At 70.1% G+C, this 20,982-nt stretch carries 25 protein-coding genes; 24 read left to right on the top strand and 1 reads right to left on the bottom strand.

What is annotated here, in order from left to right; all coding sequences use genetic code 11:
- Positions 1 to 19 precede the first annotated feature (19 nt).
- The 4 genes from EDD33_RS17020 to EDD33_RS17005 all read left to right on the top strand — a co-directional run bounded on the left by EDD33_RS17020 (position 20) and on the right by EDD33_RS17005 (position 2,160).
- Positions 20 to 868 carry a sulfurtransferase gene (locus EDD33_RS17020; RefSeq protein ID WP_123392210.1) on the top strand — a complete coding sequence of 283 codons (849 nt, stop codon included), beginning with the start codon at positions 20 to 22 and terminating at the stop codon, positions 866 to 868.
- A 2-nt stretch (positions 869 to 870) separates the two neighbouring features.
- A complete protein-coding gene (locus EDD33_RS17015) occupies positions 871 to 1,167 on the top strand; it encodes a DUF1416 domain-containing protein (protein ID WP_123392208.1) in 297 nt (98 codons plus the stop codon).
- Positions 1,168 to 1,286: 119 nt separating this feature from the next.
- Positions 1,287 to 1,739 (top strand): VanZ family protein, encoded by a 453-nt coding sequence (locus tag EDD33_RS17010; RefSeq protein ID WP_123392206.1) that lies wholly within the window; start codon positions 1,287 to 1,289, stop codon positions 1,737 to 1,739.
- A 34-nt stretch (positions 1,740 to 1,773) separates the two neighbouring features.
- Entirely contained in the window at positions 1,774 to 2,160 is a 387-nt protein-coding gene (locus EDD33_RS17005; protein WP_123392203.1) for a hypothetical protein, read from the top strand.
- A 6-nt stretch (positions 2,161 to 2,166) separates the two neighbouring features.
- On the opposite strand, the gene dtd is transcribed toward EDD33_RS17005, so the two are convergent.
- Positions 2,167 to 2,601, bottom strand: coding sequence for a D-aminoacyl-tRNA deacylase (gene dtd, locus EDD33_RS17000; RefSeq protein WP_123392201.1), 435 nt, complete (start codon positions 2,599 to 2,601; stop codon positions 2,167 to 2,169).
- Positions 2,602 to 2,661: 60 nt separating this feature from the next.
- Between dtd and EDD33_RS16995 the strand changes: the two genes are divergently transcribed.
- From EDD33_RS16995 to EDD33_RS16905, 20 genes are all read left to right on the top strand, one after another.
- The gene (locus tag EDD33_RS16995) at positions 2,662 to 3,495 is read left to right on the top strand and encodes a beta-keto acid cleavage family enzyme (RefSeq protein WP_123392200.1); all 834 of its coding nucleotides are present in this window, start codon (positions 2,662 to 2,664) and stop codon (positions 3,493 to 3,495) included.
- An 83-nt stretch (positions 3,496 to 3,578) separates the two neighbouring features.
- Positions 3,579 to 4,160, top strand: a complete 582-nt coding sequence (locus EDD33_RS16990) for a hypothetical protein (protein WP_148077126.1) — start codon at positions 3,579 to 3,581, stop codon at positions 4,158 to 4,160.
- Positions 4,157 to 4,465: a hypothetical protein gene (locus EDD33_RS16985; protein ID WP_123392197.1), complete on the top strand. Its 309-nt coding sequence runs from the start codon at positions 4,157 to 4,159 to the stop codon at positions 4,463 to 4,465. The genes EDD33_RS16990 and EDD33_RS16985 overlap by 4 nt, the downstream gene beginning before the upstream one ends.
- Positions 4,462 to 6,255 (top strand): alpha/beta hydrolase, encoded by a 1,794-nt coding sequence (locus tag EDD33_RS16980; RefSeq protein WP_123392196.1) that lies wholly within the window; start codon positions 4,462 to 4,464, stop codon positions 6,253 to 6,255. Before EDD33_RS16985 ends, EDD33_RS16980 begins: the two co-directional genes overlap by 4 nt.
- A gap of 8 nt (positions 6,256 to 6,263) precedes the next feature.
- Positions 6,264 to 6,773, top strand: a complete 510-nt coding sequence (locus EDD33_RS16975) for a hypothetical protein (RefSeq protein ID WP_123392193.1) — start codon at positions 6,264 to 6,266, stop codon at positions 6,771 to 6,773.
- Positions 6,774 to 6,907: 134 nt separating this feature from the next.
- On the top strand, positions 6,908 to 7,330 hold the full coding sequence (locus EDD33_RS16970) for a hypothetical protein (RefSeq protein WP_148077125.1): 423 nt from the start codon (positions 6,908 to 6,910) through the stop codon (positions 7,328 to 7,330).
- Entirely contained in the window at positions 7,327 to 7,806 is a 480-nt protein-coding gene (locus tag EDD33_RS16965; protein ID WP_123392188.1) for a hypothetical protein, read from the top strand. Before EDD33_RS16970 ends, EDD33_RS16965 begins: the two co-directional genes overlap by 4 nt.
- Before the next feature lie 86 nt (positions 7,807 to 7,892).
- Entirely contained in the window at positions 7,893 to 8,393 is a 501-nt protein-coding gene (locus EDD33_RS16960; RefSeq protein ID WP_123392186.1) for a heme-binding beta-barrel domain-containing protein, read from the top strand.
- A 13-nt stretch (positions 8,394 to 8,406) separates the two neighbouring features.
- Entirely contained in the window at positions 8,407 to 8,829 is a 423-nt protein-coding gene (locus tag EDD33_RS16955) for a Fur family transcriptional regulator (protein ID WP_246003572.1), read from the top strand.
- A gap of 21 nt (positions 8,830 to 8,850) precedes the next feature.
- Entirely contained in the window at positions 8,851 to 9,843 is a 993-nt protein-coding gene (ygfZ, locus tag EDD33_RS16950) for a CAF17-like 4Fe-4S cluster assembly/insertion protein YgfZ (protein WP_123392184.1), read from the top strand.
- Between the two features lie 116 nt (positions 9,844 to 9,959).
- The gene (locus tag EDD33_RS16945) at positions 9,960 to 10,310 is read left to right on the top strand and encodes a phosphomannose isomerase type II C-terminal cupin domain (RefSeq protein WP_123392182.1); all 351 of its coding nucleotides are present in this window, start codon (positions 9,960 to 9,962) and stop codon (positions 10,308 to 10,310) included.
- Positions 10,311 to 10,456: 146 nt separating this feature from the next.
- A complete protein-coding gene (locus EDD33_RS16940; protein WP_123392180.1) occupies positions 10,457 to 11,485 on the top strand; it encodes a polysaccharide biosynthesis protein in 1,029 nt (342 codons plus the stop codon).
- Positions 11,478 to 12,461 carry an MraY family glycosyltransferase gene (locus tag EDD33_RS16935; RefSeq protein WP_211332579.1) on the top strand — a complete coding sequence of 328 codons (984 nt, stop codon included), beginning with the start codon at positions 11,478 to 11,480 and terminating at the stop codon, positions 12,459 to 12,461. The genes EDD33_RS16940 and EDD33_RS16935 overlap by 8 nt, the downstream gene beginning before the upstream one ends.
- Positions 12,462 to 12,480: 19 nt before the next feature.
- Entirely contained in the window at positions 12,481 to 13,716 is a 1,236-nt protein-coding gene (locus EDD33_RS16930) for a glycosyltransferase family 4 protein (RefSeq protein ID WP_170169861.1), read from the top strand.
- Complete coding sequence (locus EDD33_RS16925; RefSeq protein WP_123392175.1) at positions 13,709 to 14,620, top strand: NAD-dependent epimerase/dehydratase family protein; 912 nt, start codon at positions 13,709 to 13,711, stop codon at positions 14,618 to 14,620. The genes EDD33_RS16930 and EDD33_RS16925 overlap by 8 nt, the downstream gene beginning before the upstream one ends.
- Entirely contained in the window at positions 14,617 to 15,726 is a 1,110-nt protein-coding gene (locus tag EDD33_RS16920) for a polysaccharide biosynthesis C-terminal domain-containing protein (RefSeq protein ID WP_123393609.1), read from the top strand. The genes EDD33_RS16925 and EDD33_RS16920 overlap by 4 nt, the downstream gene beginning before the upstream one ends.
- A gap of 5 nt (positions 15,727 to 15,731) precedes the next feature.
- Positions 15,732 to 16,847: a non-hydrolyzing UDP-N-acetylglucosamine 2-epimerase gene (gene wecB, locus EDD33_RS16915; protein ID WP_170169860.1), complete on the top strand. Its 1,116-nt coding sequence runs from the start codon at positions 15,732 to 15,734 to the stop codon at positions 16,845 to 16,847.
- Positions 16,848 to 17,007: 160 nt separating this feature from the next.
- Positions 17,008 to 18,381 (top strand): lipopolysaccharide biosynthesis protein, encoded by a 1,374-nt coding sequence (locus EDD33_RS16910; RefSeq protein ID WP_148077124.1) that lies wholly within the window; start codon positions 17,008 to 17,010, stop codon positions 18,379 to 18,381.
- Positions 18,378 to 19,769 carry a hypothetical protein gene (locus tag EDD33_RS20145; RefSeq protein ID WP_170169859.1) on the top strand — a complete coding sequence of 464 codons (1,392 nt, stop codon included), beginning with the start codon at positions 18,378 to 18,380 and terminating at the stop codon, positions 19,767 to 19,769. Before EDD33_RS16910 ends, EDD33_RS20145 begins: the two co-directional genes overlap by 4 nt.
- The gene (locus tag EDD33_RS16905; RefSeq protein WP_170169858.1) at positions 19,769 to 20,977 is read left to right on the top strand and encodes a glycosyltransferase; all 1,209 of its coding nucleotides are present in this window, start codon (positions 19,769 to 19,771) and stop codon (positions 20,975 to 20,977) included. Before EDD33_RS20145 ends, EDD33_RS16905 begins: the two co-directional genes overlap by 1 nt.
- The last annotated feature ends 5 nt before the right edge of the window (positions 20,978 to 20,982 follow it).

The raw sequence follows: 20,982 nt of genomic DNA, 5'->3' as shown, positions 1-20,982 counted from the left end.
CCGAGAAGAAGAGGCACACATGAGCCGCGAGAACGCACTGGTCGACGTCGACTGGGTCGAGGAGCACCTCGACGACAGCAACGTCGTCCTGATCGAGGTCGACGAGGACACCACGGCCTACGACAAGGGCCACATCCGCACCGCGATCAAGCTCGACTGGACCACCGACCTCCAGGACCAGGTCCGTCGCGACTTCGTCAACAAGGAGCAGTTCGAGCAGCTGCTCTCGAGCCGGGGCGTCGCCAACGACTCCACCGTGGTGCTCTACGGCGGCAACAACAACTGGTTCGCCGCCTACGCCTACTGGTACTTCAAGCTCTACGGCCACCAGGACGTGAAGCTGATGGACGGCGGTCGCAAGAAGTGGGAGCTCGACAGCCGCGAGCTGACCAACGAGGTCCCCACCCGCGAGAAGACCAGCTACACCGCGCAGGACCAGGACACCTCGATCCGCGCCTTCCGTGACGACGCCGTGGCCGCCATCGGCGTGCAGAACCTCATCGACGTGCGCAGCCCCGACGAGTACGCCGGCCGCCTCCTCGCGCCGGCCCACCTCCCGCAGGAGCAGGCCCAGCGCGCGGGCCACGTGCCCACGTCGCTCAACGTGCCGTGGAGCAAGAACTGCAACGACGACGGCACCTTCAAGTCCGACGAGGACCTCCAGGCGATCTACGCCGAGGTCGGCATCGACGACTCCAAGGACACCATCGCGCTGTGCCGCATCGGTGAGCGCTCGTCGCTGACCTGGTTCGTGCTCAAGGAGATCCTGGGCCACTCCAACGTCAAGAACTACGACGGCTCGTGGACCGAGTACGGCTCCCTCGTGGGCGTCCCGATCGCCCTCGGCGACGAGCCCGGGGAGGCCTGAGCATGTGCGGAGCAACGGAGGGCGGCCTGTCGCTCGACGGCATCGACGTGGCCAAGGAGGCCATCATCCAGGGCCGCGTGACCCGCGGCGAGGAGCCGGTCGGCAACGCCTACGTGCGCCTGCTCGACCGCACCGGTGAGTTCACCGCCGAGGTCCCGACCTCGGCGACGGGCCACTTCCGGTTCTTCGTCGGCAACGGCGACTGGACCCTGCGCACCCTGGCCCCCAAGGCCGAGCCGGTCGACACCAAGGTGTCCGCCCGCAAGGGCTCGGTCGCCGAGGTCGCCGTCAGCGTCTGAGGCACCCGGCCGACACCGTCGGTCGAGCACCGTCGGTCGAGCCCGTCGAGACCCCGCACCGGGTCCCGGCGGGCTCGTCCGCGTCCCGGGGCCCGCGTCGCACCCTCACACTGGACCCGATGACCACCACCGCCCCGCCCTCGCGCACGCCGACCCGACGGGTCGTCGTCGCGCGGGTGCTGCTCGCGGTCGTCCTCGTGACCCTGGCCGTGGTCGTGCTGTCCCCGTCGAGCAGCGGCCCGGACGCCCTCCTGGTGGCGGTGCGCGAGCAGCTGGCCGCCCGCGGGGTCCCGGGATGGGTCACCGAGCCCGGTCGTGCCGAGCAGGTCGCCAACGTGGCGATCCTGGTCCCGGTCGGGGTGCTCGGCGCCCTGGCCTTCCCCCGGCTGCGCTGGCAGGACTGGGCGGCGTACGCCTTCCTGGGTGCGCTGGCCGTCGAGGTCGCCCAGGGCCTGCTGCTCCCGCTGCGGCAGATGTCGGCGAGCGACGTCGTCGCCAACACGCTCGGGCTGCTGCTCGGCGCCCTCGTCGTTGCGCTGGTTCCCTCCCGCACGAGGGCCGACCGGGTCTAGCATCGACGGCGTGTCGGGTGGACAGCCGGGATCGATGTCGCCCCCCGAGGTGCCGGACGAGTTCGCGGCCGCCTACCGGGAGGCCTACGAGCGAGCGCTCGTCGCCCAGACCGATGCGGCGAGGCACCGCCGGCCGCCGCAGTACCGCCCCGGCTTCGTCGCCCCCACGGTCACCGTGGCCGCGTCGTCCGCCCCGGTCCGTCCCGCTCCCGACGTCGACCTCCCCGAGCGCCGCGGGCGCCTCGTCGTCGGCACGCACCGGCAGGAGCCGGACGTGCTGGGTGCGGGGGAGCCGTGGTTCGACCACGTGCGCGACAGCCGGATGTTCGTCCCGGTGCTGCTGGCGACGCTGGCGCTGCTGCTCGTGCTCGGTGCCTACGTGATCGGCCGGGCGTTCACCGCGGCCGTCGGCGTCGGCTGACGCCGCTCAGGCCTGCGGCGTCTCCAGCAGCAGCGTGACCGGCCCGTCGTTGACGAGCGCCACCGCCATGTCGGCGCCGAACACACCGGTCTCCACGCGCGTGCCCGCGTCCCGCAGCGCCCGGCAGACGGCCTCGTAGACCGGCTCGCTCACCTCGCCGGGCGCGGCGGCCTGCCAGGTGGGCCGCCGACCCTTGCGGGCGTCGCCGTAGAGCGTGAACTGGCTGACCACCAGCACCGGCGCGCCCGCGTCGCCCACCGAGAGCTCGTCGCGCAGCAGCCGGGTGTCGCGGACCTTGCGCGCCATCCACGCCACCTGCTCGGGCCCGTCGTCGTGGGTGACGCCGAGGAGGACCAGCAGCCCCGGCTCGTCGATCGCGCCCACGACCTCCCCGGCCACCGTCACCGACGCCGACGTCACCCGCTGCAGCACCGCTCGCATGCCCGCAGTCTGCCGTGGTCCCGACGGGCTCGAGCGGCGGAGGGCGGATACCGTCCCGCCATGGGAGACCTGCTGATCACCGTGGCGCCGACGGGTGCCGAGACCGCGAAGTCCGACTGCCCCCAGCTGCCCACGACGCTCGAGGAGCTCGTCGGGACCGCGCAGCGCAGCGAGGCGGCCGGCGCCGCGATGGTCCACGTGCACGTCCGCGGTGACGACCACCGGCCGACGCTGGACGGCGGCCGCCTGCGGGCGACGGTCGAGGCCCTGCACGAGCAGACCGGCCTGGTGGTGCAGCTCTCCACCGGCGGCTCGGTCCACGACCCGCTCGAGGACCGGCTCAGGGTGCTCGACGCCGGTCCCGACTCGTGCAGCCTGACCATGGGCACCACCAACTTCGGCGACGACGTCTTCCTCAACCCGTGGCCGTTCGTGCAGGACCTCTACCGGCTCTCCCAGGAGCGCGAGGTGGTGCCGGAGTTCGAGCTGTTCGACCTCGGCCAGGTGTGGGCGCTGCACCGGCTGCTCGACCGCCACGGCCTGCCGTACGGCGGGAAGGTGCACGTCGACCTGGTGATGGGCGTCCCCGGCGGGATGCCCGGCACCGCCGACGCCCTGGTCGCCTCGGTGGCGGCGCTGCCCGACGCGGTGACGAGCTGGTCGGCGACCGGCATCGGCCGCACGGCTCTCCCGGTCGCGCTGGCCTCGCTGTCCAAGGGCGGCCACCTCCGCGTCGGCATGGAGGACACGCTCACCCTGGCCCGCGGGGTGCCGGTCGAGCACAACGACCAGCTGGTCGCCCGGGCGGTCGAGCTGGGCCGGCTGGCGCAGCGGGAGCCGATGACGCCCGACGAGGCGAGGGCGCTGCTCGGCGTACGGCCGGAGCGGGTGTGAGCCGCGTCGCGCCGGGGCATGCTGGCGGCACGTGAGCGGGCACGGCTGCCCGTGACAGCACGACGACACGGGGGGTGTCCGACATGACGCAAGGACCGGACGACGCGGGCACGGACGGCTTCGTCGGGGGTGAGCAGGCGCGGGCGCAGGTCGAGGCCGACCCCTTCTGGAGCGTCGTACGACGCCGGCACCCCGACGTCACCCTCGCGGTGCTGCCGCCAGCCGACGGCGCGGTGCCGCCGCTCCCCGAGGGCACCGCCCCGGTCGACCCCGCCGAGGCGGCCGCCCGTCAGGACGCGGACGTGCTCGACCGCTGGCGCGAGCTGGTCGGCCCCGCCGTGGGCGCCGAGGACGCCGGCACTCCCGCCTCGCCCGAGGCGCGCTGGACCGCCGGCGAGGTGCAGGGCACCCGCCGCCGCGAGACCACGCTCCGCGACGCCGGCGTCGACGACGTCCGCGCCGTCGGGGTCCTGCTGCGTGCCGAGGACGCGCTGCGCACGGAGGGCTGGCACGTCCTCGCCCCGACCGGCGGCGTCCCCCGGGTGCTGGCGGGTCGGCCCGCCGAGCTGGGCCGCGAGGAGCTGCAGCTGCTCGCCCCTCCCGGCCGCGGCGTGGTGCTGCGGGTGCGTGGCGCCAGCGTGCTGCTCGGGGAGGTGCCCTCGTGAGCGAGCTGGGGCTCGAGCTCAACGCGCTGCGGGCGGGGAGCCGCGACTGGACCGAGGTGGCCGACCGGATGTCGACCACGGCGGAGCTGTTCGAGCAGACCTCGAGCATGTCGCTGGGCGACAGCGTCCGGGCCTCGGCCGCCGACTTCCTGGACGCCTGGGCGGGCTACGCCCAGGAGAGCGCCGACATCGCGACGGGGTTCTCCGGTGCGCTGACCGCGGCCGCCGACCGCTACGGCGAGACCGACGACGCCTCCGGCCAGGGGTTCTCCGACCTGGACGGACGACTGGGGCCGGCGCGATGAGCGACGTCGTCATCGAGATCCCGGCCTCGCGTCCCGACCTGGTGGAGCCGACGGGCGACCCCGACCAGGCGGACTCGCTGGCGTCCCGGCTCTACCGCGCGGCCAGCCGCTACCAGGACTTCTCCGAGGAGGCGACCCAGCTCGGCGACCTGAACGGGACGTGGTGGGGCGAGGCCTACGACGCCTACCAGGGGGCCGCCGGAGGCGCGTCGGAGGAGCACGCGCGGATGTCGGACACGGTGCGACGGGTCGGTCGGGCCGTCTCGGCGTACGCCGACAACCTGCGCGAGCACGACCGCACCTACGAGGAGCTGGTCGACGCCAAGTCGACCGCCGACCAGGACCGCCAGCAGCTCGAGGCCGACGTGCGCGCGGCCACCGACGTCAGCGACGCCGAGATCACCGCGCTGCAGCAGCGGGCCGGCGCCCTGGACGGCCGCTACCGCGACCTCGTCCGCGACCACGACGCGCTGACCCGACGGGTCCGCGACAACGAGGACACGCTGCGGCAGGCGTTCGTGGCCGGCACGTCGCTGACCAGCGCGCTGTCGGCCGACGGCGGCATCCCCAGCGCCGCCCAGAGCGCCATGGGCGCCCCCGGTGCCCCCGGCGACGGGGCCACGCCCGAGCAGGTCGCGGCCTGGTGGCGCGGGCTCAGCGAGGCCGAGCAGGAGGCGGTCGTCGCGGCGTACCCGCAGACGGTCGGTGGGGCCGACGGCCTGCCGGCCTCCGCCCGCGACGAGGCCAACCGGATCCTGCTCGAGGACGACCTCGCCCGGCTCGAGGCCAAGGAGGACGACGGCACGCTGTCGGCGCTGGAGCAGCGGATGCTGGAGAACGCCCGGGCGACCCGGACCGCGCTGGACGACGCTGACGGCTACGTCGACCCGCTGGACCCCACGGTCCGCCCCGGCGCCCAGCTGTGGCTCTACGACCCCTCGGCCTTCGACGGCGACGGACGGGTCGCGGTGGCGGTGGGGGACATGGACACCGCCGACGACGTCGCGGTCTTCACCCCCGGCATCAAGACCGAGATGACGGACGTCCAGAACTACACCGGCGATATGATGAACCTCCACGAGTCCTCCCGCTACCAGGGGGACCGGAGCGACGTGGCCACCATGTTCTGGCTCGGGTACGACGCCCCCGCGGGCCCGACCGACCTGGCGACGGCGACCGAGTCCCGCGCCGCCGACGGCGGTGCTCGTCTGGCCGACGCCATCGACGGCATGCGAGCCTCACGTGCCGACGACCCGGCGTCGATGACGGCCATCGGCCACAGCTACGGCTCCACGACCACGGCGTACGCCGCCACGGAGAACGGCCTCGACGTCGACCGCATCGCGCTGATCGGGAGTCCCGGCGCCGGTCGCGCCGACCACGCCGAGGACCTCGGTGTCGGCTCGGACGACGTGTTCGTCGGTCGGGACAGTCGCGACAAGGTCGCCCGGCTCGGCGACGAGGGATGGGCCTCGCCCAAGGACCTCATCCACCCTGATCTGGGCCTGGGCAACGACCCCTCGGAGGACGAGTTCGGGGCGCAGCGGTTCGAGGCCGAGTCGATCTTCCGCAGCGAGGACGGGTCCTACAGCGAGGACCACGGTCGCTACTTCGACGTCGACAGCGAGTCGCTGTACAACCTGGGCCGCATCGTGGACGGTGACACCGGCAACGTCAACGCCGCAGACCACAGCACCGACCCCTTCTTCGGGTCCGCTGAGGACCCCGAGGAGGATCGTGACCCCACCTCGGGTGAACCGGGTCGCTCGCAGACCCGGCCCATCGACTAGGAGCAGCGATGCGAAGCACCCTCGTCCTGACCGCGGTCGGCCTCTTCGTCGCGCTGGCCGGCGTCACTGCGTGCGGCGGCGCCCGGGATGACGAGGGCGCGTCGACGGTCTCGCCCGAGCAGGCCCGGGCCGACACCACCGGCGTGGCGCAGAGGACGGCCCAGCGGCTGCGCGAGGCGGGCTTCGAGCCCGCGTCGGCCCGCGGCGAGTACGTCACCTGCCGCAGCGAGCCCGCCCCTGGCGTGGCGTACCGCATCGGGATCACGGCTCGAGGCGACGGAGATGCCGCCGCGCAGGTGCGGCGTCTGGCCGAGGTGATGGAGCGCGACCGGTGGGAGGTGCTCTCCGGGCCCTCGGCGGACGGGGCGAGCTTCCGCCGCGAGGGTCTTCGTGCTGTGGCGGGGGAATCCCGCGAGGAGGGCGCGGTCGCGCTGGCGGTGACGGGCGAGTGCGTCGACCTGCCTGCGGACGGCGCGGACGTGCCGCTGCGCAGGCAAGAGGACGTCGACCTCGGGTGAGCCCGATGCCTGCCCCAGGCCGCCTCCGTCGTGACGGTGCTGGCGCCCTCTCCTCGCGTGCCCTCCTCGTCGCGGTGGCGACAGTGGTCGCCGGCACCGCGGGCTGTGGCGGCTCGGGCTCGGCGGAGGGGGCGATGACGTCGTTGGAGACGTCCCGCGCCGACCTGCAGTCGCTCGTCCAGGACGTCGCGCAGACGCTGGGGTCGGTCGGGATCGAGATGGAGGAGCTGACCGGCGCCTACCGCACCTGTCGCTCCGAGCCCTCGCCCGGCCTGAAGTACGTCGCCGGCGGGGCGTCCGCGGCCCTCGACGACGGACCGGCCGAGCCCCGGCTGGCGAAGGTGCGCACGGCACTGGAGTCGGACGGCTGGACCATCACCGCGGGGGAGCGCACGGTCGTCGCCGCCGAGCGGGACGGCACCACGATCAGCATCGGCCAGACCACGCGGGGAGGGCAGCAGGTGATCGCCTTCGACGGCAACGGCGCGTGCATCGACGCCGACTCCGACGAGACCGACGCCCTGCTGGGCGAGACCGAGACCATCCCGGTCCGGTGAGCGTGGTGCGGACCCCCCTGCTCGCGGTGACGGTGCTCGCCGCACTCCTCACCGGGTGCGGTGGCGACCCGGCCGAGGGCCTCCAGGACTCCCGTCGGACGGTGCGCGCCGGCGTCGAGGACGTCGCGTCGTCGCTGGGCGGCACCGCCGAGCTCGTCGACGCCGCCGGGCAGTGGTCGGTGTGCAGCGCCGGCAGCTCCGACCGCGTGGAGTACGCCGCCTCGCTCGGCCTGCGCGCGCAGGGCGACCCGGTCGCGCTCGTCCGCGCCGTGGGGGAGCGGCTGGGCGAGGACGGCTGGGAGGTCACCGACGAGGGTGACGCGTCGGTCAACCTGGAGCGCGACGGCGTGCGGGTCGGCGCGCGCCCCTCCGTCGCGGAGGACGACCAGGTCGTGGTGGAGGTGAGCGGCGGCTGCGTCGACGGCAGCCGCGACGACGTCGACTCCCTGGATCCCGAGCCCGTCGACGTCGGCTGAGGTCGGTGACGGACCGAGGAGCCCGAGGAGGACCATGACGGGCCTAGACTCGGGCGTCGTCCCCGACCCCCGCGAGAGGGCCCCGCATGCCGTTCGAGATCCCCGACAACATCCACCCCCAGTGCGCCCGGTTGGCGTGGATGCTGGGCACCTGGGCCGGCAACGGGCACGGGGAGTACCCCACGATCGAGCCGTTCCAGTTCGGCCAGGAGCTGATCTTCCAGCAGGACGGCCGCCCGTTCATCCACTACATGTCGCGCGCCTGGATCGTCGACGCCGACGGCAACCACGTGCGTGAGGCGGCCCAGGAGACCGGGTTCATCCGGCCCCAGGAGGACGGTTCGCTGGAGTTCCTGCTCGCCCACAACACCGGCTTCGTGGAGACCTACATCGGCGAGGTCCACGCCGAGCAGCCCCGCTTCGAGGTCACCACCGACGCCGTCGTACGCACCGCTACCGCCAAGGAGTACGTCGGCGGCAAGCGGCTCTACGGCTACGTCAACGGCGACCTGATGTACGCCTACGACATGGCCGCCATGGGTCAGCCCCTCCAGCCCCACTCCCACGCCCAGCTGAAGCGTCAGTGAACGCAGGCTCGTCGTGACCGAGTGGCAGGACCTGCTCCGGGCGAGCGGTCACCGGCTCACCCCGCAGCGCGAGATGGTGCTGCGCGCCGTCGAGGAGCTCGGCCACGCCACTCCCGACGAGGTCCACGCGGAGGTACGCCGCCACTCCGACTCGGTCAACCTCTCCACGGTCTACCGCACGCTGGAGCTGCTCGACGACCTCGGCCTGATCCGCCACGCCCACCTGACCGACCGCGCACCGACCTACCACTCCGCGACCGGTCACGAGCACGCCCACCTCGTCTGCCGCTCGTGCGGTCAGACGACCAGCATCGGTCGCGAGGAGGTCGAGCAGTCCCTCGCGCCCCTCGCCGAGCGACACGGCTTCGCCCCCGACTACGGCCACCTCACCGTCTTCGGCACCTGCGCCACCTGCACCGCCCAGCCCACCCGTTGAGCCGCGAGGGACACTGGACCCATGACCGACCAGCCCGCCGCCCCTGCTCCCGCCCGCAGCGCACTGCTGTCCCTGCCCGGCGCGGTCTCCGGTGACGGTGTCGACGCCCCGGTCGCGGCGCACTACGGCTCGTTCAACGGCGAGCAGCGCACCCTGGTCTCCGGCGACGGGTTCGTCGACCTGTCCCACCGCGGTGTCCTCCGGGTCAGCGGACCCGACCGGCTGACCTACCTGCACTCCCTGACCACGCAGTACTTCGAGGGGCTCGCCCCCGGCGTCCCCACGTCTGCCCTCGTCCTCTCGCCCCAGGGTCACGTCGAGCACGCGATGCACGGCGTCGACGACGGGGAGGCGTTCACCGCCCACACCGAGCCCGGCCAGGCCGCTGCGCTCGCGGCGTTCCTGGACCGGATGCGGTTCATGATGCGCGTCGAGGTCGAGGACCTCACCGACGAGCTCGCCGTCGCCTGGCGCCCGGTGGGCGCCGACCCGTCTGCGGGGACCCCGACCTCGGGCAAGTACGACGTCTTCCCCCGCACCGACCTCGAGGCGTACGCCGCCGCGGCCGGCCCCGCCTGCGGCACCTGGGCCTACGAGGCGCTGCGCATCGAGCGCGGCGAGCCCCGCTTCGGGCAGGACACCGACCACCGCACCATCCCCAACGAGGTCGGCTGGATCCCCTCGGCCGTGCACCTCGGCAAGGGCTGCTACCGCGGTCAGGAGACGGTGGCGCGCGTCCACACCCTCGGCCGCCCGCCCCGCCGCCTGACGATGCTCCACCTCGACGGCTCCGACAACCGGCTGCCCCAGGCCGGCGCGCCGGTGGTCCTGGGGGAGCGCGAGGTCGGCTTCGTCGGCACCTCCGCCCGCCACCACGAGCTCGGGCCGATCGCGCTCGCGCTGCTCAAGCGCAACGTGCCGGTCGACGCCCAGCTCGACGCGGACGGCCTCCCGGCCATGCAGGAGGTCGTCGTCGACCCCGAGGTCGGGCTGCACGTCCGGCCGCTGCGCTGATCCAGACCGGTCGCCCCGCTGCTGAGACCCGATTCGGTCGCGGGCAGGTCGTGCGCGAGAATCGCTGACGCACGGAGCTCCACGGGAGAGCGCGGCACGGACGGGACGAGGCGCACATGGCACTGGAATCCGAGGACCGGCCCTGGGGGTCGTGGCACGTCATCGACGTCGCGCCCGGCTACAAGATCAAGCGGATCCACGTCACGCCCGGGCATCGCCTGTCGTTGCAGACCCACGAGCACCGTTCGGAGCACTGGGTGGTCGTCTTCGGGGTCGCGACCTGCGTGATCGACGACCAGACGATCATCGCCGGTCCCGGCCACTCCGTCGACGTGCCCCTCGGTGCGCGGCACCGCCTCGCCAACGAGGGCAAGGAGGAGCTCGTCATCGTCGAGGTCCAGCACGGCGCCTACACCGGTGAGGACGACATCTGTCGCCACGAGGACGACTTCGGCCGCGTCGGGTGAGCCAGATCATGCCGTCCCGAGCGGGTCCGGCGCCGATCCGTGTTTTGTATCGGTATCGTGCGGTGGGCTTTGGCCGTGATGTCGAGCAAACCAACCGGAGTCAGGCGCCCAACCCCTGACCGCTACCCCGACGGGACGGACCTGGCATGACCTTCTCCCTGCCGAGCGGCAGTGTCGTGCTCGTGACAGGAGGCACGGGATCGTTCGGCTCCACCATGGTCCGACGGCTGCTGGACCGGGCCGACGACATCGAGATCCGCGTCCTCAGCCGCGACGAGCTGAAGCAGCACGAGATGCGCGCAGCCCTCGACGATCCCCGGGTCCGCTTCTACCTTGGCGACGTCCGCAGCTACGACAGCGTTGACCGTGCTACCCGAGGCGTCGACCTGGTGTTCCACGCCGCCGCGCTCAAGCAGGTCCCCTCCTGCGAGTTCTTCCCCATGGAGGCTGTGCAGACCAACGTCATCGGCAGTTCCCACGTCATCGAGGCCGCCAACGCCAACGGCGTCCGCTCCGTGGTGTGCCTCGGGACGGACAAGGCGGCATACCCTGTCAACGCCATGGGCATGAGTAAGGCGATGATGGAGAAGGTCGCGCAGGCCTTCGCGCGCAACAACCCCACGGCGCGCACCACGGTCTCGACCGTGCGGTACGGCAACGTGATGATGTCCCGGGGCTCAGTGATCCCGCTCTTTATTGAGCAGGCTCGGGCCGGCACACCGATGACGGTCACGAATCCCGACATGACGCGGTTCCTGATGTCGCTCGAAGAGGCTGTCGCCCTCGTGGAGCATGCCTTTGAGTACGCCCGGCCCGGGGACCTGTTCATCCGGAAGGCTCCGGCGAGCACGATCGCCGACCTGGCGACGGCGGTCGCGCGCGCTGTCGGCGTCGAGCCGGACGTCCAAATGATCGGCACCCGTCATGGCGAGAAGCTGTTCGAAACCCTGGCGACCGAGGAGGAGCTCACCCGGGCGGAGGATCAGGGCGATTACTACCGGGTACCCGTTGACGCGCGTGACCTCAACTACGGGGAATATTTCGACGAGGGCGATCGCCGCGTCGCGACGGAGGCCTACCACTCGCATAACACCACCAGGCTGGGTGTCGAGGAGGTCGGTGCTGTCCTGGCCGAGCTGCCCCGGTTCCGGCAGCTGGTAGCGCACGGTGCGTGAGAGCCTCCTGCTGACACTGGTGGGCACCGGTGTACTCACCGGCGTGTCCGTCCCGCTGCTGCGGCGTGCCCGGCTGCTGGACCGACCCAACAATCGGTCCTCCCATGACCGGGTCGTCCCGCGTGGTGGGGGACTGCCGGTCATGCTGGTCCTGGTCCCGGTGGGTTTGGTCCTGACCGGTGACACCGGGTCGACCATGGTCTTGCTGGTGGCGGTTCTGCTAGCCCTTGTCGGCCTGACGGACGACCGCTCCCCGCTTCCGCCCCGCACCCGCCTAGTGGCGCAGGTCGTCGGGGGGGTGCTCGTGGCGGGCACCGCCAGCTGGGTGGCGGGTGTTGAGCCGTGGTGGCCCGCCTTCGTGGTCTTGGGCTCCTTGGGGTTCGCGGCGTATGTCAACGCGTTCAACTTCATGGACGGGATCAACGGCATCTCTGCGCTCCACGCGGCCGTGGCCGGGGTTTGGTTCGGCTGGCTGGGCCACACCGAGGCCGTCCCGGCACTTCTGGTCCTAGGGGGGGCACTGATCGGTGCCGCAGTCGGCTTCCTCCCCTGGAACGCGGCCGGTGCGGTGTTCCTGGGCGACGTCGGCAGCTACGGCCTGGGGGCCGTCATCGCCGGCTGCACCGTCCTGGCCTGGGGTGAGGGCGTCCCGGGAGCCGTTGCCGTTGCTCCCCTGCTGGTCTACCTCGCGGACACGGGCTGGGTCATCGTGAAGATCGTCCGCCGGGGCGACGCCCTTGGAACGGCTCACCGGGGTCACGTCTATCAGCGGGTCGTCGACGAGCGCGGGTGGGGCCACCTGCGCACCGGCGCTTGGGTCGCCCTCGCCTCGGCGGTGTGCTGCGTGGTGGTCGCACTCGGGTGGCGGCAGGTCCCCCTGCCCGTTACCGCGTTCCTGGTCTGCTCGGTGCTGGTGGGCTACCTCGTCACGCCACTGCTCCTCGGCGCGCTCCATGGACGGGTTGTGCCCCGGTGAGTTCGCGATGAGGATTGGCATGGTCACCCAGTGGTACGAGCCGGAGCCCGGCGCGGCGGCGCACCCCACCGCGATCGCACGGGCCTTGGCGAGCCGCGGTCACGACGTGCGCGTGCTGACGGGCTTTCCCAGCTATCCCAACGGTCGGGTCTATCCGGGCTACAGGATGACGTGGCGTCAGCGCGAGGCGCGCGACGGACTGCAGCTGATGCGTGTCCCGGACGTCCCGAGCCACGACGACTCCGCCTGGCGGCGGGCCGCCAGCCTGACGTCGTTCGCCCTGTCCGCCACCGCCCACGTGCGATGGCTCCGCGATGCCGACGTGTGCCTCACCTACCTGACGCCAGCGACTGTGGGACTCGCGAGCCTTCGGTTGCACCGTGCCGCGGGGGTTCCCTTCGTGCTCTACGTGCAGGACCTGTGGCCCGAGAGCGTGACCGCCAGCGGCTTCATCGGGGATCCGCGGGTTGCCCACGCGGCGGAGCGTGTGATCGCTCGTGGGCTGGCTGCGCTCTACCGACGCGCCCACGGTGTCGCCGCTATCAGCCCCAGCATGGCGGCCACCCTGCAGGCGCGTGGCGCCCCGCGAGTCCGTTGCGTGCCGAACTGGATCGACGAGCATATCTTCGCACCGGCCCTCCCGCCATCGCGTCCCGAGCTCGACCCGGCCCGCACCTGGATGATGTACGCCGGAGGGATCGGCGACGTCCAGGGCCTCGACACCGTAATTCGGGCCGTGGCGCGGGCCGCCGTGTCCCGGCCGACCGTGGCTCTCGCGCTGGTGGGGGACGGGGTCGCCGTCCCGCGGCTGCGGGCGCTGGCGGCGTCGCTCGGCGTGGAGGACCGTGTTGTCTTCATGGGGCCGAGACCGATGAGCCAGATGCCGACCCTGATGGCGCAAGCCGCCTCGCAGGTGGTGTCCCTGAAAAACCTGCCGCTGTTCTCCGGCACGATCCCAAGCAAGGTCCAGGCGTCCTTCGCCTGCGAGCGCCTCGTGGTCTGTGCCGTGGCCGGGGACGCCGCGACCGTGGTCCGTGACGCCGGAGGGCTCACGGTGCCGCCAGAGGACGTGTCGTCCCTGGCGCAGGCGTTCGTCGAGGTTGCCTCCATGTCCGCGGCCCGGCGCGACGAGCTGGGTCGACAGGCCCGCCGCTACTACCTGGAGCACCTGGGCGCCGGCTCGGGGGCGGCTGCCCTGGAGGGCATGCTGGAGGACGCGGTGAACGGTCGAGGGGAGGGGGGCAGGCGTGGCTGAGGTGGCGGTGCTGGGGGCCACCGGCTTCGTGGGGTCGGCCGTCGTGGAGGCGTTGACCCGACGCGGGGCCGGGGTGCGGCACGTGCGGGCACCCCGTCTCACGACCTCGGCGCGGACGGCCGAGGCCGTTCTCCGGGCGGTCCATCACGGGGCTGCGGCATCGGTCGTGGACGCGCTAAGTGACCGCCTCCGAGGCGTCGATGCCGTGGTCAACGCCGCCGGCCTAGCCACGGCGAGCAGCGTGGCGACAGACGCGCTCTATGGTGCCAACGCACTGCTGCCGGCGTTCGTCACCGCTGCTGTATCGGGCCTAGAGGGGGCTCCCCGGTTCGTTCACGTCAGCTCGGCAGCGGTGCAGGGACGGGCAGTCCGTCTGGACGAGTCCCCGGTCACCCGCCCGTTCAGCGCCTACTCCCACAGCAAGGCCCTGGGTGAGGCGGTGGTCGGACCCGCGGGCACGGTGTTCCGCCCGACCTCGGTGCACGGGGCGGGGCGCCCCACCACCGCGCTGCTGCGGCGCCTGGTGTCCTCACCGATCGCGAGCGTCGCGGGGGAGGGAGCGTCCCCCACCCCGCAGGTGCAGGTCGTCAACGTGGGTGACGCGATCGCCTTCGTCACGCTGACAGGCGACCCGCCGCCGCGGTTCGTGCTGCAGCCCGCCGAGGATCTTACAGTGGCGGGCCTCGTCAGGCTGCTGGGGGGCCGGGAGCCGCGCCACGTGCCCGAGGGACTCGCTCGCGCCGTGGTTCGGGTCGGCTTCGGCCTGGGCGGGAGGAGCCCCCGGCTGGCCGGTCCTGCACGTCGGCTGGAGATGCTGTGGTTCGGACAGGGCCAGGAGCGAGGGTGGCTGGCCGGGCGCTGGCGCCCGCCGGCGGGCCCCGAAGGATGGAGGGAGCTGTGGTGAGGATCTGCATCACGGGGGGTTTCGGCTTCCTGGGCTGGCACACTGCCTGCCGGCTCCGAGCGCTGCACGGGATTGAGCCGGTCCGGCTGGGTCGCGCCGACGTGGCTGACCCCCGACGCCTGGCCGCGGCGGTGAGCGCCAGCGACGTGGTCCTGCACCTCGCGGGCGTCAACCGTGCCGAGGAGCCGACAGCCGTCGAGCAGGGAAACATCAATCTTGCCGACGCGCTGGCGGCCGCACTGAGGGCGTCGCCGCGACCGGTCGACGTCGTCTACGCCAACTCGGTGCACGCATCGCTGGACAACCCCTACGGACGGGGCAAGGCACGGGCTGCCACCCTCCTGGCCGACGCCGCACGATCGACCGGCGGGTCATTCGCCGACGTGCTTCTGCCGAACCTCTTCGGTGAGCACGGCCGGGCCCACTACAACTCCTTCGTCGCGACCTTCGCGGCCGAGGTCGCAAGGGGCGGGTCGCCGGTTGTGACGGCTGACCGGGAGGTCGGCCTGCTGCACGTGCAGCAGGCCGCCGCTGCACTTCTCGACTCGGTTGGCGACGACGAACAGCGCGTGGTGGAGGGCGAGCCCCACCTGATCAGCGGCGTGCTCGCGAGCCTGCAGGCGACCCATGCGCTGTACGCCGGACGCGGTGAGGTCCCCCCGCTGACGACTCCGTTCGAGGTCGACCTATTCAACACCTACCGTGCGGCTTCGTTCCCCCAGATGTGGCCCGTGGCCCCCACCGTGCACGCCGACAATCGCGGCGCCCTAGTGGAGGCAGTGCGCTCCCACGGCGGGACGGGCCAGGCATTCGTTTCGACCACGCTCCCGGGCATGGTGCGAGGCGACCACTACCATCTCCGCAAGGTGGAGCGCTTCATGGTGGTCCACGGCACCGCGGAGATCCGCCTCCGTCGGCTGCTGCACGATGAGGTGGTGTCGTTCACGGTGACGGGCAGTTCCCCGGCGTACGTCGACATGCCCACGCTGTGGGTTCATAACATCCGCAACATCGGGGACGACGAGCTGGTGACGATGTTCTGGTCCGATCAGCTGCTCGACCCGCGCGACCCGGACCAGTATGCCGAGAGGGTGGACACGACGTGAAGGTAATGACCATCGTCGGCACCCGGCCGGAGATCATCCGGCTGGCCAGAGTCATCGCCCGGATGGAGACGACCCAGGGCATCGAGCACGTGCTCGTCCACACCGGGCAGAACTACGACCGGCTGCTCAACCAGGTCTTCTTCGACGACCTCCGGCTGCGTGCCCCCGACCACTACCTTGACGTGGACACCTCCAGCCTGGGGTCCACCCTCGGCGGAGTGCTCGTCGAGGCCGAGAAGGTTCTGTTGGCCGAGCGGCCCGACGCGGTGCTGGTGCTGGGTGACACCAACTCCTGCATTGCGACCCTGATGGCCAAGCGGATGCACGTTCCGACGTACCACATGGAGGCGGGCAACCGCTCTTACGACGAGAACGTCCCCGAGGAGACCAACCGGCGAATGGTGGACCATGTCGCCGACTTCAACCTGGCCTACACCGAGCACGCCAGGCGCAACCTGCTCGCCGAGGGCCTGCACCCGCGGCGGGTCATCGTGACTGGCTCACCGATGCGCGAGGTCCTGGACCACTACCGCGACGACATCGCTGGCTCCGACGTGCTCAAGCGGCTAGGCCTCGACCCCGGGGGCTACTTTCTCGTCAGCGCCCACCGCCAGGAGAACGTCGACGCGCCGGGTCGCCTGCGCGACCTGCTTGCTTGCCTGGTACAGGTCCACGAGACCTGGTCGCTGCCGGTCATCGTCTCGACGCATCCCCGGACCCGCAAGCGGATCGAGGCGCTCGGGGAGACCGTCGAGGGCGACGTCCGATGGCTCGAGCCCTTTGGCTTCCACGACTACAACCGATTGCAATCGCGGGCGGCATGCGTGCTTTCGGACTCCGGCACGATCTCTGAGGAGTCGGCCGTCCTGGGCTTCCCCGCAGTCACGCTCCGGGACTCCATCGAGCGTCCCGAGGCCCTGGACACCGGGAGCATCATGATGACCGGTCTCGATTCGGATGACGTGGTGCGTGCCGTCTGCATGGCGATGACGGACCGAGGGTCGGGGTCGATGCCGTCCGGCTACGAGGTCGACGACACCAGCAGACGCGTGGTTCGGTTCATCTCATCCACAGCCTCGCGCCATCACCGGTGGGCGGGTATCCACGAGGAGCGTTCGTGATACGGCTGCCCGTCGCGGACGGGATACCGGGTCTGGACCTTCGCTGCTGGCGGCTGGTTGCGGCAACCAATAAAGACGATCCAATGGGCTCGGCGCCGTACCAGCTCGGAAAGATGCGCCGTGGAAGTTGTACACACCCCGGTGTCGACGTAAGGCTCCGTTGGGAAGTCGTGAGTTGAGGGCAAGGCTGGCGAACAGGAGAGTGCTGGCCGGCGTCGCAGGGGCTGTCGCCCAGAAGATCACCTCGGCGGTCGGGGTGATGGGGCTCTTGGCCGTCCTCTCCCACGCTCTAGATGCGGCATCATTTGGTTTGGTTTCGCTCTATCTCAGTTTCCAGCTGGTGTTATCCGTATTCGACCTGGGTCTTTCGACGAGCGCCAGCAGAGATTTTTCGTCCGGGAGCGAGGAACCACTGCAATCTGGGCTAATGCGAGCCTACGAATCGTGGATTGGCCTGTTGGCCGTCATCCTCTTCGGCTTGATCTACCTCATCTTCTCAACAACCGTCTCCGCTGATGCGGTGCAGCACCACCATGTGGCCACTCTGCTCGTCGCGGCCTCCCTTGCGCTCGAACTACCAACACGACTTTACGTAGGCATCATCATCGGTCGAGACAGACAGGCCACGAGTGCCGGATTTCTCATGCTCGCCGACCTTTTGAGGTGGACGGGTGCCGGCGTCGTGGCGGCGAAGTCGGGACAGGCGGTGTATGTCCTGGCTTGGCAGGCATTCGTTGCGGGCATCTCTCTGGCGTTCCTGTCCTGGTACGTCTGGCGGGTGTTGTTGGCTGGTCGCTTCCGCACCCCGGCTAGAACGCACCTCCTACTCCGGCTTGGGAGGCACACCTTGGCGCCTCTTGCCGTTGCGACCCTGGCTGGGGGTGCCCGACTGTATGCCGACCGTGTGTATGCGATGCGTGTGATGCCAGTCGAGGACGTCGGCGCCTATGTCACAGCCTTCACGGTTGCTGGCGGCGTCGCACTGGTCTCAACTCAAGCCTCGGCGGCACTGCTGCCGCGACTCGCGCGCCATAACGGCGGCCATCAGCAGCCGATTCGTATTGCCCTGTTCAAGAGGGTCAACCGAGCGGTTGGCGTTGTCACCTCCTGCTTGGCGGTGTGTCTGTTGTTGGCCGCGGACCACGTGCTAATCCTCTTTGGGTTGGGTGCCGAGCGCTCAGCTGTCTTCACGGCAGTTCTCCCTCCCGCGGTGCTAGCTGCAGCCGCGGCGGCGTGGGGAGGACCGACCTACTCGCTGATAGTCGCTGAGGGCCGTTACAAGACGATAGCTGCCGCCAACCTGCTTGGCCTAGCAGCAGTATGTGCTGGCATGATTGCGATGCCGAGTTCGCCTCTCGGAATAGCATGTCTGGCTGTTCTGGCCGCAGTAGTCGTGCTCGTGGTCCTCGTGTCGGCGCTGTGGGCAGGCTTCGGCGGGTCTCTGGCCGGGCGTCAGGTCGTATCGGCCCATGTGTTTACGGCAGCCTCCGCATCAATGGCTCTTGCCCACGCGGTCTTCAGGACAATCATATGAGCATGCAACCGCTGAGGACCAAGGCGCAGTCTGAGCGCCGAACAGTGGTCGCTCCTGTCGTGGTCGGAGCGTGGATGGTGTCCTCCGTTCTGGTCATATGGCTCTGGACGTCGCCCAGCGGCGGACGATTGAGCTTGCTCTTGGCCCTCGTCAGCGCCGTCGCAGCGGGCGTCATGATCGTTGGGCAAACTAGTCCGAAAGTCTCGTCGGCGGCATCGGTACTAGCCCTGGCCGTCGCATTCACCTACGTGCTCAGACCTCTGGCACTGTTGGACACCGAAGTCACCAGCTACGCCCGACTGCTGCAACGCGGGGCCCTGGGAGGCCCTATGATCCTGGCGGGTCTGTTTTGCGCCACGCTGGCGACGGGCGTCGTGGTCGGAATGAGTACGCGCAATCGCGAGACCCCGGGTGGGTCGCTTTCCCCGAACCCGCGCCTTCGCGCCCCGCTCGGGGTGGCATTGGTCGCGGGGTCGCTTGCGGTGGTGGGACTGCTTTTGAGCGCTCAGATTGCTGGCGTGACAATGCGGTTCGCCTACACCCAACCCACCCTATTCAGGAGTCTTGTCAACGATGGCGGTCAGTTCTACGTGACCGGGGTGTCCATCGCCTTGGCATGGCTGCCGTTCTGGCTGGCACTCGTGCTGATCCCTCGAGATCAGAGCTGGCGGGTCCCATGCATCGCCCTCACCTTTATCTTTGGCGCAGTGCTGATCTTTCCATACGGCCAGCGTTCGTATTATGCGGCGCCACTCCTTGCGATGATCGCCTGGCGCGAGCGGAACGTCGGCGCCATTAAGCTCAGGGCAATCGTCCCGCTCACGGTTCTGGTGATTCTCGGGGCCGGGGCTTACGCGACATTTCGAGTCGAGAACACCACCGTTGGCGACTCGGCTCAAGTGAGCGCACGGCAGTCCGTGACAGACTTCAGCGGACGGTTCGACTCCTTTGATTTCTTCGCTCAGACCTACCAGACGTACGACGGGAGATTGTGGGGTCGCACGCTACTCGATCTCGCGACACAACCCGTCCCGCGGTCGTTGTTTCCCGACAAACCGTCACAGACGTCGGCGTATCTCATTACTCTGCAACAGCCCGAGACGGATCGGACCTTCACCCCCGAGTATGGAATTGTGACCGAGTTGTGGATCAATGCCGGCACCGGAGGCGTAATCCTCGGTGGGTTGTTCTTCGGATGGCTGGTGGGCAGGATGTCCGTCTTAGCGGAGCGTTCCATGGTGAATCCTCGGCGCGCCCTGATGGTGCTCCCCTTTCTCACCTTCCCAGCGCAGTGGTTACTGGGGGGCATCAACTCATTCACGACCATCGTTTTGATCCTTTTCGGCACCATCTACGTCGGCATCGCTCGGTTCGTGGTGAGGCGCTGATGAGCGAGTGGATCTGTTACGTCACGTCGCGGTTCCCTTGGCCCCCGAACAGCGGAGCGGAGCGGCGGGTCTTCCAGCAGCTGTTGATGCTCGGTGATCACTACAAGGTGTGCTTGGTGACCAGTTCGAGGTCACTGGAGGGGGTCTCCGACGAGTTCGTGGAAGAGTTGCGCGGCATTGTCGACGACCTGGTGGTCGTACCCAGGTCGTCACGCTGGGTCCGTCGAGGGGCAGGACTGGCTTCGGGATGGCCCCTGCAAGTCGCCCGCGCCTACGACGGCTCACTCCACCAGGCAATCCGTCAGGCCGAGCGTCGGCACGATGCCGTCTGCACCTTGTACTCGCTGGTTCGGACGGCGCCGTACATGGGCGGAAGACGTACAGCCGCAGTCCTGGACTTCTGTGACGCACTTTCGTTTCAGTTCGCGCGGAGGGTCGAGCATGCTCGTCCAGGAATGCGAGCCGTGCTGAGGGCCGAGGCACACCTTCTGCGCCAATACGAGCGTTGGTGCAACCGCTCAGCGGACGTCACAACCATCACGACGCGAGCAGACGCGGATCGAGTCGGTGGGGGAGCGACCTACGTCATCCCGACCACGTACGAGATATCTGACGGGGTTGACGGTGCTGACCCCGTCGAGATCATCGATGGCACGGTACTGGTGTTCACCGGCGACATGAGCACGCAGTACAGCGAGGAGGCTGCCGTGTGGTTTGCTCACCAAGTTCTGCCCACGGTGCTCCGTCAGGTCCCTACCGCAAGGTTCTTCATCGTAGGAAGGGCACCTGGCCCGCGCATTCGACAGCTGTCACGTGACCTTGATGCTGTGACGGTCACCGGCGCGGTGGAGAGCGTCGCTTCGTATCTCAGAGCGGCGTCCGTGGCGGTCGTGCCGCTACAGTTCGGCACCGGCATCAAGAACAAGATGCTGGAAGCCTTCGCCGAGGGGGTTCCGGTGGTGGCTACGACCTTATCGGATGAGGGCATGGGAGCGGCCAGCGCCGGAGGCGTCACACTGGCCGATGACCCGGCCGAGTTTGCGCATGCCGTCGTTCGATTGGTCCAGAACATAGAGGCCCGTTCCGCCCAAGTCGCTGCTGCCACAGCATTCGCGCGCGAGAGGTACGGACGCGCTCTGGTGACCTCGCAGCTGGTTGCCAGTGTAGAAGGGGCTAGACGCAGAGCCGCAAGAACGCAACGACGTTAGCGGAG

The sequence above is a fragment of the Nocardioides aurantiacus genome (assembly GCF_003752505.1).
GTDB lineage: Bacteria > Actinomycetota > Actinomycetes > Propionibacteriales > Nocardioidaceae > Marmoricola > Marmoricola aurantiacus.
Note: the sequence above shows the minus strand (reverse complement) of the source record. Positions and strands in the feature narration are given on the sequence as shown.